Origin of the sequence: Streptomyces sp. NBC_00582 (genome assembly GCF_036345155.1) — a bacterium.
Lineage (GTDB): Bacteria > Actinomycetota > Actinomycetes > Streptomycetales > Streptomycetaceae > Streptomyces.
In genome coordinates this window covers 9974581-9987839 of the sequence record NZ_CP107772.1, presented here as the reverse complement: position 1 = coordinate 9987839, position 13259 = coordinate 9974581, and the positions used below count along the sequence as shown (strand labels likewise).

At 70.3% G+C, this 13259-nt stretch carries 12 protein-coding genes; 2 read left to right on the top strand and 10 right to left on the bottom strand.

Annotated features, from left to right (window positions below):
- The 9 genes from OG852_RS45320 to OG852_RS45280 form a co-directional block, all read right to left on the bottom strand.
- Entirely contained in the window at window positions 1–1113 is a 1113-nt protein-coding gene (locus tag OG852_RS45320) for a CaiB/BaiF CoA transferase family protein (protein WP_330350970.1), read from the bottom strand.
- Complete coding sequence (locus OG852_RS45315; RefSeq protein WP_330350969.1) at window positions 1110–3209, bottom strand: 3-hydroxyacyl-CoA dehydrogenase NAD-binding domain-containing protein; 2100 nt, start codon at window positions 3207–3209, stop codon at window positions 1110–1112. Before OG852_RS45315 ends, OG852_RS45320 begins: the two co-directional genes overlap by 4 nt.
- Before the next feature lie 34 nt (window positions 3210–3243).
- Window positions 3244–4392 carry an acyl-CoA dehydrogenase family protein gene (locus tag OG852_RS45310; RefSeq protein WP_133917012.1) on the bottom strand — a complete coding sequence of 383 codons (1149 nt, stop codon included), beginning with the start codon at window positions 4390–4392 and terminating at the stop codon, window positions 3244–3246.
- Between the two features lie 2 nt (window positions 4393–4394).
- Window positions 4395–4919, bottom strand: coding sequence for a flavin reductase family protein (locus OG852_RS45305; protein ID WP_133917029.1), 525 nt, complete (start codon window positions 4917–4919; stop codon window positions 4395–4397).
- A gap of 268 nt (window positions 4920–5187) precedes the next feature.
- Window positions 5188–5685 carry a restriction endonuclease gene (locus tag OG852_RS45300; protein WP_133917011.1) on the bottom strand — a complete coding sequence of 166 codons (498 nt, stop codon included), beginning with the start codon at window positions 5683–5685 and terminating at the stop codon, window positions 5188–5190.
- A gap of 66 nt (window positions 5686–5751) precedes the next feature.
- The gene (locus OG852_RS45295) at window positions 5752–7161 is read right to left on the bottom strand and encodes a DHA2 family efflux MFS transporter permease subunit (RefSeq protein WP_166663750.1); all 1410 of its coding nucleotides are present in this window, start codon (window positions 7159–7161) and stop codon (window positions 5752–5754) included.
- A gap of 77 nt (window positions 7162–7238) precedes the next feature.
- Entirely contained in the window at window positions 7239–8171 is a 933-nt protein-coding gene (locus OG852_RS45290; protein WP_133917009.1) for an aldo/keto reductase, read from the bottom strand.
- A 68-nt stretch (window positions 8172–8239) separates the two neighbouring features.
- Entirely contained in the window at window positions 8240–8812 is a 573-nt protein-coding gene (locus OG852_RS45285; protein ID WP_133917008.1) for a carboxymuconolactone decarboxylase family protein, read from the bottom strand.
- 307 nt (window positions 8813–9119) lie between these two features.
- Window positions 9120–9986 (bottom strand): alpha/beta hydrolase, encoded by an 867-nt coding sequence (locus OG852_RS45280; protein WP_166663749.1) that lies wholly within the window; start codon window positions 9984–9986, stop codon window positions 9120–9122.
- A gap of 161 nt (window positions 9987–10147) precedes the next feature.
- On the opposite strand from OG852_RS45280, the gene OG852_RS45275 reads away from it, so the two are divergent.
- Window positions 10148–10951 (top strand): IclR family transcriptional regulator, encoded by an 804-nt coding sequence (locus tag OG852_RS45275; RefSeq protein WP_166663748.1) that lies wholly within the window; start codon window positions 10148–10150, stop codon window positions 10949–10951.
- 278 nt (window positions 10952–11229) lie between these two features.
- On the opposite strand, the gene OG852_RS45270 is transcribed toward OG852_RS45275, so the two are convergent.
- Complete coding sequence (locus tag OG852_RS45270; RefSeq protein WP_330350968.1) at window positions 11230–11361, bottom strand: hypothetical protein; 132 nt, start codon at window positions 11359–11361, stop codon at window positions 11230–11232.
- Window positions 11362–11636: 275 nt separating this feature from the next.
- Here OG852_RS45270 and OG852_RS45265 point away from each other — a divergent pair, with 275 nt between their 5' ends.
- Complete coding sequence (locus tag OG852_RS45265) at window positions 11637–13238, top strand: ABC transporter substrate-binding protein (protein ID WP_330350967.1); 1602 nt, start codon at window positions 11637–11639, stop codon at window positions 13236–13238.
- Window positions 13239–13259 lie beyond the last annotated feature (21 nt).

Genomic DNA, 13259 nt, shown 5'->3' with positions numbered 1-13259 from the left:
CTACGCGGACCAGTCCGTGAGCACCTCGGCGACCGGTACCTTCCCGGCCGGCGACGACGGCGGTCCACTCGGCGTACGTGAGAACCGGGGGGCGGGAGCGGCCTGTACGACGCCGCCCAACTCGACGTAGGTCTGCCGGGCGACGAGATGGGGATGCTTTGCCGCCTCGCCGTACGCCAGGACCGGGGTCACGCAGGCGTCGAGCCCGGAGAACGACGCCACCCACTCGTCACGGGTCTGCGACGCGAACCGCTCGGCGAACAGCTCTCGCATACTGTTCCAGCTCTGCCGGTCGTGCTGTTCGCCCACCGTCTCGGGCGCCAGTCCCAGCCCTTCGACCAGTGCCCCGAAGAACTGCGGCTCGAGTGCTCCCACCGCGACGTGACGGCCGTCCGCGCAGGCATACGTCCGGTAGAACGGAGCCGAGCCGTCGAGGATGTTGGTGCCGCGCCGGTCGCTCCACCCGCCCATCGCGCGCAGCGCGAGCAGCATCTGGCTCAGCAGCACTGCTCCGTCGACCATCGCCGCGTCGACCACCTGCCCGCGTCCGGAGTGCGAGCGCTCGAAGAGGGCGGCGAGGATGCCCACCAGCATCAGCATCGACCCGCCGCCGTAGTCGCCCACGAGGTTCAGAGGCGGGGCAGGCGGGGCTTCGGGGTCTCCCATCGCGTGCAGTGCGCCCGACAGGCCGACGTAGTTGATGTCGTGCCCGACCGCGGTCGCCAGCGGGCCGTGCTGGCCCCAGCCCGTGACGCGGGCGTAGACCAGCCGGGAGTTGCGCTCCAGGCAGGCTTGCGGTCCGATACCGAGCCGTTCGGCCACTCCCGGGCGCATGCCCTCAAGCAGGACGTCGGCCCGGCCGACCAGGTCCAGCACCATCTCCAGGTCCTCCGCCGACTTGAGGTCGGCCGCCACGACACGCCGTCCGCGCAGGCCCATGTCGACGTGGTCGGCGTCAGCGAGCTGAAGCTGCCGGCCTCGTGGCCCTTCCACGCGTACGACGTCAGCCCCCAGGTCGGCGAGGACCAGCGCCGCGTGCGGGGCCGGTCCGATGCCGGCCAGCTCGATCACACGAAGGCCTGCCAGCGGTCCCGATCGCCGGTCTCTCGTCATGCCTGCTCCGTAGCGTCGGTGAACGGCGCCATCCGGCGACGGGCGTGCGCGAAGCGGCCTCCTTCGGCCGCGAGGCGTTCGAGACCGACGCCGGGCGGGAAGGCCGGCGTCCCGAGCGCGCGGCATCGCCTGACGATCGCCGCAGCTCCCTGCTCGTCCGCCCAGTGGAACGGGCCGCCGAGCGAGCGGGGGAAGCCGATGCCGAGAACGGCGGCGAGGTCGCCGTCGTCGGGGTGACACAGGGTGCCATCGTCCCAGCACAGGAAGGACTCGGTGGCAAAGGCGAGCAACAGCCGCTCCGCCGCGGTATCCCGTGCCGCCTCCGAGGGCCGGACGCCGAGGATCGCGAGCACCTCGTCGTTCGGGCTTTTGCGCTTGCCGTCCTCGTAGACGTAGAAGCCCTTGCCGAACCGGCGGCCACGCACCCCGCCGGCGACGAGCTTCCCGAGCGCCTCGCGCACAGCGGGTACGTCGAGGCGGTCGGTCATGACGTTCTCGGCGACCTGACCGATGGACGCCTGTACGACGAGCTCGAGCGTCGCCTCGTCGTGAGCCCGGAGCGGTCCCACAGGAAAGCCGGCGGACTCCGCCGCGGCGTCGACCTCCTCGGGGGGAAGGCCGTCGAGGAGCAGGCGGATCCCCTCCATCAGCCAACGCGCGTACACCCGTGAGGTGAAGAAGCCCGGTGCGTCCCCCACGACTACCGGTACCTTGCCGAGCTGCCTTCCGAGGGCCGCGGCGCGCAGGGCCGTCTCCGGAGCGGTGTCGGGGTGAGTGATCAGCTCGACCAGCGGCATCCGCTCGACCGGGCTGAAGAAGTGCATGCCAATGAACCGGTCGGGATGGCTGACTGCGGAGGCCAGCCGCGCGATCGAGATGGCCGACGTGTTGGTGGCGACGAGCGCCGAGTCAGGGACGTGGTCGCTCACGTCCGCTAGAACGCGCTGCTTGAGATCCGGGTCCTCGAAGACCGCCTCGACGACCGCTCCCGCATCGGAGAAGCCCTCCCATTCCGCGGTCGCAGTCCATCGGTCGCGGACCTCGTCGTCGTTCCGGCCGCTGCGGGCGAGCACCGCGTCAAGGTGGGCCCGCGCCCGGTCCAGGGAGTCCTCGGTGACATCGCGTACCACCGCGGACAGCCCCCGGGTCACCGCGGTGGCGGCGATGCCGGCGCCCATCTGACCGCCCCCGACGACCGCGACGCCGCCGACGCGCTCTTCGGCGGTGCGGGCGCGGCGCTTGGCGTCGGCCTCGACCAGGAACATGTGGATGGCCGCTCGGGAGGACGGGCTGCGAGCCAGCTCGAGGAAGCCACGCCGCTCCTGGGCCAGCCCTTCCTCGATCCCGTCGGCGATGCCGGCTGCCAGCACGTCGAGGATCTTGGCGGCCGCGGAGGTCAGGCCCGCCCGGCTGTCCGCGAGCGCGTCGCGCCGGGCGTCCAGGGCGCTCGCGGCGCCCGGGAGGAGGGCGACTTCGGCCAGGGCCCCCACCCGGCCCAGGGCGACGCCGACCGCCGTGTCGATCAGGTCGGCGCCCGTTGCCACCTGCTGGACCAGACCAAGGTCGGCGGCCTCGCGCGCGTCGACAGACCGCCCGGTGGTGAGGAGATCGGCAGCGGCGTCAAGGCGTACGAACCGCCGCAGCAACTGGGTGCCGCCCCCGCCGGGCAGCAGGCCCAAGGTCACCTCCGGCAGTCCCAGCCGGCTGTTGTCGGCGGCGACGATCGCGCTGGTCGCGAGGGCCAGCTCCAGGGCTCCGCCGAGGGCGCTGCCGCCGACGGCGGCCACGACGGGCTTGGGTGAACCGGCCAGCTCCAGCATGAGCCGATGGACCTTCGCCAGGAATTCCTCGGCGTCGGGCCGCGCGACCAGCGTCGGCAACCAGGCCACGTCGGCACCGGCTCCGAAGGCCGCCTTCGCCGAACCGAGCACGATCGCGTCGACGGACGCGTCGGCGAGGATCCGGTCGAGGTGTGTCCGCAGATCGTCGAGCAGGCGCTCGTCGACGATGTTCATCGTCCTGCCGGGGTAGTCCATCAGCAGGACCGCGACCCGGTCGCGGTCGCTTCGCACGATGGTCGCCTGTTCGGCGGTCACGTCACTGCCCTTCTGTTCGATGCGGTGCTGAAGGTCACAGGCCCAGCGAACGACCGATGATCTCCTTCATCACCTCGGTCGTGCCGGCGTAGATGGTCTGGATGCGGCTGTCGATCCAGGCGCGGGCGATCGGGTACTCCGCCATGTAGCCGTAGCCGCCGTGCAGTTGCACCCCGCGATCCACGACCCGCCGGCAGAGCTCCGTGGTCCACCACTTGCCCTGCGCGGCCTCGACGGCGGTGAGCTCGCCGCGCACGTGCGAGAGCAGCAACCGGTCGACGTACGTCTGCGCGATCTCGACTTCTGTCTTCATCTCGGCGAGCAGGAACCTGTTGTGCTGGAAGGACCCGATCGGCCGGCCGAACGCGTGGCGGCCCTTGGCGTACTCCACGCAGATCTCGAACGCGCGCCGGGCCTGGGCCGTGGCCTGCACGGTGACCGCCAGTCTCTCCTGGGCCAGGTGCTTCATCATCACGTAGAAGCCCCGGCCCTCCTCGCCCAGCAGGTTCGCCACCGGCACGCGGAGGTCATCGAAGAACAGCTCCGCCGTGTCAGCTGCGTGCTGTCCCACCTTCGCCAGCTTCGACCCGCGGGAGAACCCGGCGGCGCCGGTCTCGATGACCAGCAGGGAGATGCCCTTGCGGCCGGCCGACGGATCGGTCTTGACCGCGGCGACGACCAGGTCGGCGTTGAGCGCGTTGGTGATGAACGTCTTCGAGCCGTTGACGACGTAGTGGTCGCCCTGCCTGACCCCGGTAGTGGCGATGCCCGCCACGTCGGATCCGGCACCGGGCTCGCTCATCGCCAGAGCGAGGATGGCCTCCCCCGAGACGACTGCGGGAAGCCAGCGCGCCGCCTGCTCCGGTGTGCAGTTGTGCAGCAGGTAGGGGAGCGCGATGTCGGCCTGGAGCGACAGCCCCAGGCCCGCTGACAGCACGTCCGCCGTGGCAAGTTCTTCGGACAGGATGGCGTTGTAGCGGAAGTCGTCCACGCCGCCCCCGCCGTACTCCTCCGGCGCCGCCACCCCAAGGATGCCGACCGCTCCCGCTGCCCGGAACAGTCCACGGTCCACCCGCCCTGTCCGCTCCCAGTCCTCCCGGTGCGGCACGACGTGCTCCGTCACGAACCGGCGGACGCTCGCCCGGAACGCCTCGTGCTCTGCCTCGAACCCCAGACGTTCCACGCTCACCTTCCTTCACTGAGTGACCGGGGCGACCCTTGTGACGCGGCAGAGGCGACTTCTTCGCCCGGCTGCGGGGAGTTGATCAGGTGATAGCGGCCCTGGAAGAACGCCAGCGGTGCAGCGGCAGGATTCGCCTCCAGGCCCAGGACTTCGGCTGCGACGATCGTGTGGTCGCCGCCGTCGTATTCGGCCCAGAGTCGGCACTCGGCCCAGGCAACAGCGCCCTGGAGGAGCGGTGCACCCACCAGCCCGACCTTCCAGGCGACGCCGGCGAACTTGTCCGCACCGGAACGCGCGAACCCGTCGCTGAGCGCATCCTGATGGGCCGCGAGCACATTGATCGCGAAGGTTCCCACGGAGCGGATCCTCGGCCACGTCGTCGACGTGCGGGCCGGACTGAACGACACCAGCGGCGGATCCAGCGACAGGGAGCTGAAGGACTGACAGGTGAATCCGACGGGTCCGCCCTCGTCGACGGATGTGATAACGGTGACCCCGGAGCAGAAGTGGCCGAGCACGACGCGCATGTGGTCGGGGGTCACGTGTGGTGCACGTATCATCGGCCCCGCCTCGTGAAGACCACGTCATGCGCGAGTGGGAGCTTCTGGTTCGTCCTCATCCCTCGGATCTCCCTCACGATCGGTGCGGCAACAACGCGGCCACGGTCGAGCCGCGCCACGCATCCGGGACCTGCCGCGCAGGCCACTTCGCTGCGGTTGGCGGCTCAACAGCCGCAGGCAGCAGTTCCGATACCTCCGAGGTGCCTGCTGCCCGGGCTGACGCCGTCGGCACCATCTAAGGCAAGCAGCCGTTGCCGCCGCTACTGGCTGTGCGTACATACAGTCCGGGACGGACTGGCTCACAGGCCAGATCGGTGCCGGCCGGCTCAGCGTCTCCGCCGCGCCTTCTCAAGATCGTGCCCGCGGTCGCCGACGGATCCTCCACCCGTCGATCTCGCCGCGGGACAGCGCAGCGACCTGCCGCTGCTGCCCAAGGGGCGCGGTGCGCAGCGAGGATGCCGTGCTCCACCGCAAACCTCTCGGAGGGACGGCTGAACCTGGTGGTCGTCACGAACACCGCCACGTCGGCCTGGAAGTGGACCTTGGCACCCAGCAGGTCACGCAGCTCTCGGCAGGTGATGGTGTTGCCGGGCGCGTACCGCTTGCACTGGATCACCGTCGTCCGGCCGTCCCAGTCGGTGCGCCACAGCCACCACCCCGCCGCTCCCACACCACCGACGCCCGCACTCCCAACGATGTACGGCCACACCTGCGACCAGAACACCAACAGCACGGTCGGCTTCGTGCCCGATCCCCGCCGGCGACTTACCGACCACCGGTCCGGACCTCGAGGGGCTGATCAACTAACCGGACATCCCGATTCAACCTGAGTAGCCTCGCGCGCCGCACCGTTCGTATCCCGCGCGGCCTCGTACGCCTCCCGGACGCGTCGGTCGCTGACGCGCAGGGCAAGGAGGCTGGCGCACAGGCACAGTCCGGCCAGGGCGAGAAAGGCGATGCGGCCGGCGAAGGCGCTGTCGGCATCGGACGGTGCCGCGAGGGACGCCGCCAGTGTCCCGGCCAGGGTCACTCCGAAGGCGCCGGCGGTCTGGCGCTGCATGTTGAGGAGGGTGGTCGCGTCGGCCGTACGGGAGGGCGGGATGGTGACGAAAGCGGCGTTCTGGGCGCTCGCGAAGAGCAGACCGACGGATGCGCCGAGCAGGTACATCGACGGGTACAGGGCGAGAGGTCGCGGAGTGACGGTGAGGATCGTCAGGAGGACGATGACCAGTGCGGCACTGGCGCCGCCCGCGGCCATCAGGCGGCGGGGGCCGACCCGGTCGTGGAGCGAGGGCACGATCTGGGAGGCGGTCAGCATGCCGAGCGCCTCGGGGAAGGTGGCCAGGCCTGAGTGGAGCGCGTCGTAGCCCAGGTCGGCCTGCAGGAACTGGGGATACAGGTAGAGCACGCCCATGAAGGCGGCCCCGGTGGGCAGGAGGACCAGCTGGGTCGTGCGAAACAACTGGTCCTCCATCACCCGCAGATCGATCATGGGGTGCCTCGCGCGCAGTTCCCACGGAACCAGCGCGGCGAGGAACACGACGCCGACCGTCAGAGGGCCCAGGGTCCCGACGCTTCCCCAGCCCCGGTCCGGCGCGCCCGTGAGGGCATAGAGGACCGCCGCGAGTCCGCCTCCGGCGAGGACGAAACCGGGCGCGTCGAACCGCGGTGCGCCCGGGCCCGGGAAGTCGGGCAGTACGGCCAGTCCGAAGAGCAGGGCGAGCACTCCGACGGGCAGGTTGACGAGGAACACCCAGTGCCAGGAGGCGGTGTCGACCAGCCGGCCGCCCAGGACGGGGCCGAGGGCGGGGGCGACGGCGGTCGGCCACATGATGTACTGCTGTGCGCGCAGCCGTTGGGTCACGGGGAACGCCCGCAGCAGCATCGTCATCCCGACGGGGGCGAGCAGGCCGCCGCCGATGCCCTGCAGGACGCGGTAGCCGGTGAGCGCTTCGAGCGAGTCGGCGCCGGCGCACAGGCCGGAGGCCACGGTGAACAGCAGCAGAGCCGCCAGTGCGGTGCGCCGGGTGCCGAAGCGGTTGCCGAGCCAGCCGGAGACCGGGATGAACACCGCGAGAGCCACCAGGTAGCCGACGTTGACGGAGCTCAGGCCGGAGGTGTCCACGCCGAAGTCGCGGCCGACGGCGGGCAGGGCCACGTTGACGATGGTGGTGTCCATGATCGCCATGAAGTTCGCAGCGACGAACACGACGCAGACGGCGACCTTCGCGGAGACGCGGTGACCAAGTCGTGGCGAGGGTCCTGGACCGGCCGGGTGCTGGGAGCTCACCGGCCGTCCCGGAGCCAGCGGACCTGCTCCTCGGTCAGGGTGAGGCGGCGCGCCCGGAGCGAGTTGTCGATCTGGGCGGTCGTCCTCGGGCCGATGGACGGCCATACGCCGGGATGGTGGAGGGTCCAGGCCAGGGCCACCGTCTCGGGCCGGGCGCTCAGTTGTGCGGCGAGTTCCCGGCAGCGGTGCCGGCGGGCCCGGTTGTCCTCGGTGTCGTACGGGTCGGGCTTGCCGTTGTGCTCTTTCGGTCCGGTGCGCGCGAAGTGGCCGCGGGCCTGCGAGGACCAGGCCATCAGGGGCAGGCGGTGTTGGCGTACGACGTCGAGGACGGCGCTGTCGGCGTGCAGGCTGCCTTCCAGTAGCGCGGGATCGGGTTCGGCGAGGCTGAACTGGTAGCTGGCGACGGGGGTGTGGCCGTGTTCGCCGAGTTCGGCGGCGAGCTCCGCCAGCCGCTCGGCGCGCCAGTTGGAGACGCCGACACGGCGGACGTGGCCGGCCTCGACGAGGCTGACCAGGGTGTCCGCGAGTTCGGCGACCGGCCGGGCGGGGTCGTCGCAGTGGTAGAGGAGGACGTCGATGGTCTCGACGCCGAGGTTGGCCAGCGCGGCCCGTACGTGCTCGAACACCGTGTCCCGGCTCAGCGGGAGGTCCCCGCCGGTCGTGTCATGGCCGATCTTGGTGGTCACGCCGAGCGTGCCGGGGTTCTTGCGCAGCCACTCCCCGACCGCTGCCTCTGCCTTTCCGCCGGCGTAGCTGTGCGAGGTCTCGACGAGGAGCCCCCCGGCGTCGGCGAAGTGGGCGAGCCGCTCGGCGGTGGTCTCGGCGGGCTCCGCTCCGAAGGGGCCGCCGAGGACGAATCTGTGCGCGGCGGTCTCCATGCCCTCTTCGTCGAGGAGTCCGTCCAGCAACTGCAGGGGAGAATGCGGCATCGGGCCACACCCTTTCGATGTCTGTACGAGGCGTCGGTACGTCGTGGGTCGAATCCGCGGGGGCGGGGTCAGTCGTCCGCCGGGACCCGTCGGAATCCGTCGACGTCGGAGAACGGCCGGGGCAGGTGCGGCCGGAGCGGGATGCGGAAGGTGTTGAGCATCAGCGCGGACATGCTGAAGCTGCCGATGCAGCCGATCAGGTCCAGCACGCCTGCCTCACCGAACAGCTCGATGGCCTCGGCGTAGGTCTCGTCGGTGACGAAGTGGTCGTAGAGCATCTCGTGCGCGAAGGCGTGGAAGACGCGCTCGTCCTCGGCCTTGAAGCCGGGGTCCTCGCCGCGTGCGATTCGCTCCAGGCACTCGGCCGGGACACCCTCCTCGACGGCCTGCTCGACGTGGGCGTTCCAGGCGGCCTGGCTGTCGAAGTGGCGGGCCGCGATCAGTACGCTCAGCTCCCGCAGGCGCTGCGGGAATCGGGACTCGTTGCGGCAGTAGCGGCCGAGGTTCTCGACCCAGTGGGCCAGTTCCATGTTGCGCGCCCAGGCGAGGAAGGGCGGGGGCGGTTCGACTCCGGGGCCGACGATCGTTTCGAGGAGGTCTGTCTGCTCGGGGGTCAGACTGGTGAGCGGGGCCAGGCGCATGGTCGCACTGCCTTTCGGAAGGGGTGGGGTGACCGAGTCGAGGTCCGCTCCCGGGGAGGACGGCGGTGAGAGGCCGTCGGAGAAGCCCGCGCCCGGGGCGGGACCAACCATCACTACGGGCGCGATCGCGTAGCCGAGGACGGGTGAAAGGGGAGGCGCCCCGGGGCGCGGGCGGCGGGCACCGCCGGGCCGAAGGCAGTGGCCTTCGGCCGCCGGACCGACACAGGGGCCATGCGGTGACTCGGGTGCGGGGAACACCCCGCACGGGATGCTCGACCCGCCGCTGAAGACGGTGAAGGCGAGCCGGTCAGGCGGTGCGCCACCAGGCGTAGTACTTGTCGCCGTAGCCGTCCATGATGTCCGGGTATTCGTGGTCGGCGTCCGGGAACTCGAAGAAGTCGTGGGGCACTTCGAGGTCGGTGAAGCGGGCGTCCAAGTCCCGGATGGTGGGGGCCAGGCGGGTGTCGAGACGGCCGGACAGCAGACGGACCTGGCTGGTGCGGCGCAGCTCGGGGGCGTTGGCCAGGACCAGGCTCCACGGGTGGCAGAGGTCGTAGTACTCCTGGTCGCCGAAGTAGGTGTTGTTGACCCGGTCCTCGGGCTCGTCCTTGAGGTCGCGCAGGATCGCGGGGGCGACCGCCGACACCTTCCCGAAGACCTTCGGGTACTTCAGGCCGAGGTGCAGGGCGCCGAAACCGCCCATCGAGAAGCCCTCGACAGTGCGGGAGGCAGCCTCGGGAATCGTCCGGTAGGTGTCGTCCATGTGCTGGACCAGGTCGAAGGCGGTGATCTGGGCGAGCGGGCGGGCGCCGTCCTTGGAGTCGACGTACCAGCCGATCGGCAGGATCTGCGGAACGACGACGATCATCGGCGGTATCACCTCGCCCCGGACGGCCTTGTCGATCCGCGCAACCATTTCCGAACCCTGACGGGCGTTGCCGAACCCGCCGTGCAGCCAGTAGATGACAGGGAAGCGCCGCTCGGGTTCGGTCTCGTACTGGGGCGGCAGGTAGAGCTGGTAGCTACCCTGGGCGTCCGCGCTGCCGCGCGAGGGCTGGGGGTAGAGACCGAAGGTGGTGAGTTCCTGGTCCTCACGGATCTCGTCGATCCACTGCTGTTCGATCTCTGCCATCTGCTCGGGAGTCGTGCGTACCTTGTGAACCTTCTCGGCCACGGGGTTGTCCTCTCGGGGATGGGTTGTCGTGGTGCGGATCCGGGACCTCCGAGGCGAGTGCGGCAGCCCTCCGACCCGCCACCCGGGGTGTTCCATTACGTGGAATGGCGTATTCTCTTGTGGAACGCTCATCAGTGAAACCCTGCGACGGGAGCCTGTCAATGCCCGGGATCGAAACTTCAGAGGACTCACAGACCGGCGACCGCGGAGGGCGCAGTTCCGTCGCGGGCAACGCCACCGACAAGGCCCTCAACCTGCTGGAGGCGGCGTCGGCGCCCGGCTATCCGCACCGGCTGGGCGACATCGCCGCCACCGCCGGGGTGCCCAAGGCCAGCGCGCACCGCATCCTCCAGAACCTGGTGACGACCGGTTTCCTGGCCTCCGACGGCTCCGGCGGCTACGGCCCCGGCCCGCGGGTCCGCGCACTCGCCGCCCGCATCACCCAGGGCTGCGAGGAGGACCAGGTGATGCGCGCCGAGCTGGAGGTGCTGGGCCGGCGCATCGGCCACACCGTGCACATGGGCGTGCGCACCGGCGACGCGGTCACCCTGCTGGTCAAGGTGGCCGGCCCGAACCCGGTGCAGGACTCCACCCGCGTCGGGATGCAGCTCTCGCTGCACACCACCGCGATCGGCAAGTGCGTCCTGGCCGGCCTCGACGACGCACAACTCACCTCACTGGTCGGCAGACTGGGCCTGCCGCCCCGCACGGAGAACTCCCTCACGGATCTCGCCGCACTGCGCGCGGAACTCGCCACAGTGCGCGAGCAGGGTTTCGCGCTGGACGACGAGGAGAACGAACTCGGCGTACGCTGTCTCGCCGTACCCGTCCGCGACGCCAAGGGCGCGGTCATCGGCGCGGTCAACGTCTCGACGATCACCTTCCTTGAATCACGCGAGACCCTCCTGAGCTGGGTCGGCCTCGTCCGCACGACGGCGGAGTCATTGCACGGTCTGCTGGGCTGAACCCCTGCGGGCCCGGCCCGCACGGGCCTTCGTCCACTCACCGGAGGCCCCCAGGATCGACCTCGTGACCACCAGCAGCCGCCCGCTCGTCGGCAGGTCAAGCGCGCCGCCCCGGCCAGGCGTGTCTATGACGCCCGCGCCTACCACAGGACGCGACCCACGCACCACATCATGACCCGCATGCTTACCTTGCGCGTCCGTCGCCCCATTCGCCCGGTACGGAATCTGGACAGCAGGGCGTCGTTTCAGCAGGGTTACAGCACTGGGCCGAGCGCGTCTCATCCGCACCGCGGCAGCGGGACGCCCATGCCCCGGTTCGCCGGCCAGCCCCCGGCGAGCCCGCACCACCGCAGCACCTGAGCCCGAATCCTCGCGAGCAGCGGGAGCACCTCCGGTTCGTCGCCGCTCATTCCCGAAGCCCACCCGTGTCCCACGGCCCGTCTCCGGCCGTGCCCGCACGGTGGTCCCCCGCGACGCAACCGCCCCTCCTTCCCTCCCGGCCCTCAGTCGGCCGACTCGCACCCTTCCGTGACCATGCGCAGGTGTCCACGTTTCCGGACACCACCCGGGCCTTGCGAGCAGCCTCGCCCGCGCCCGGGGCGTGCGCATTCCCCTCATCACATCCAGCTGCCCGCCCTCCGGCCTCCGTCACGGTGGCGGACCTCCCGTGGCGCAAGGAGAAGACATGCGCACCTTTGACCACACCCCTCACCGGCCCACCACGAGAACACGCCGCACCGCCCTGGCCGCCCTGTGCGCCGCGCTCTCTCTGACTCTGGCCGCCTGCGGCGGAGGCAAGGGCACCGCGGGCGCCCAGAGCACGGGCAAGGCGGTGCCGGGCGACACCCTGACCGTCGCCGAGCAGCAGGCGCCGCCCACCATGAACCCGGGCAGCCTCGACCTCGGGTTCGTCGACTTCACGATGCTGTCGTACGAGTCGCTGTTCTACCTCTCCCCCGAGGGCAAGGTGGAACCGGCGCTGGCCAAGTCCTGGAAGTACGTGGGCACCGGCAACACGGAGCTGTCGGTCACACTGCGCTCCGGGGTGAAGTTCGCGGACGGAACGGCGGTGACCGCCGACGCGGTCAAGGCGTCGCTGGAGTACGCGAAGAAGGCCCAGGGCAACCAGGCCCACTACCTCACCGACGCGACCATCACCGCCACGGGCCCGCTGGCGCTGACCATCAAGCTGGCCGAGCCCAACCCGATCCTGCCCACGCTGCTGACCCAGTCGTACGGCATCGGCCAGATCATCAGCCCCAAGGGCTTGGCGAGCGCGTCGAGCCTGACGCCGACCAAGACCAGCCAGGGCGCCGGCCCCTACATCTACGAGCCGTCCGACAGCGTGGCCGGCGACCACTACACGTACACGGCCAACCCGAACTACTACGACAAGTCCAAGCAGCACTACAAGAAGATCGTGATCCGGATCGTGCAGAACGGCCAGACCGCGGTCAACGCCATGAAGACCGGCCAGATCGACGTCTACAAGGGCGACTACACGTCCGCCGCGTCGGCGAAGTCCGCCGGCATGTCCACCGTCGGTCTCCCGGTGATCCTGCAAGGCCTGAGCCTCATCGACCGCGAGGGCGAGGTGTCCAAGCCGCTCGGTGACGTCCGGGTCCGCCAGGCGATCAACTACGCCATCGACCGCGAGGCGGTCACCAAGGCGCTGCTGGGCTCCAGCGGCACACCGACGACGCAGACCGTCATCAAGGGCGGCGACGGCTACTCCGAGGACATGGCGGACCACTACCCCTACAACCCCACCAAGGCGAAGCAGCTGCTGAAAGAGGCCGGTTACGCGGACGGCTTCGAACTGCCCGTGCTGGCCGCCACGTTCGTCGGCTTCGACACCATGGCCGAGGCGATCGCCGGCCAGCTGTCCAAGGTCGGCATCAAGGTGAAGGTCACCGCGGTCACCAGCATCACCTCCTTCGTGGAGAACCAGACCAACCACAAGTACCCGGCCGTCTCGGGCGGCTTCACCGAGGAGCCGATGTATCTGGAGGGCCTGGACCTGTTCATGCCCGGCTCGAAGGTCTTCAACGGCTTCGGCACCACCTCGCCCGAGCTGACCAAGCTCTTCGACGAGGCGGCCGCCGCCGCACCGGACAAGCGGGCCGACCTCGACCGGCAGATGCAGGAGTACCTGGTGAAGAACGCCTGGTTCGCCCCGGTCGCGTTCACCCCCGTCAACTACTACGTCCGCCCCGGCATCGGCGGCGTGAAGGTCAGCGCGGGCGCGCCCTTCGCCAGCCCGCTGGCCTTCTACGCCACCAAGTAAGCGCCCCGGGCGGCCCCCACC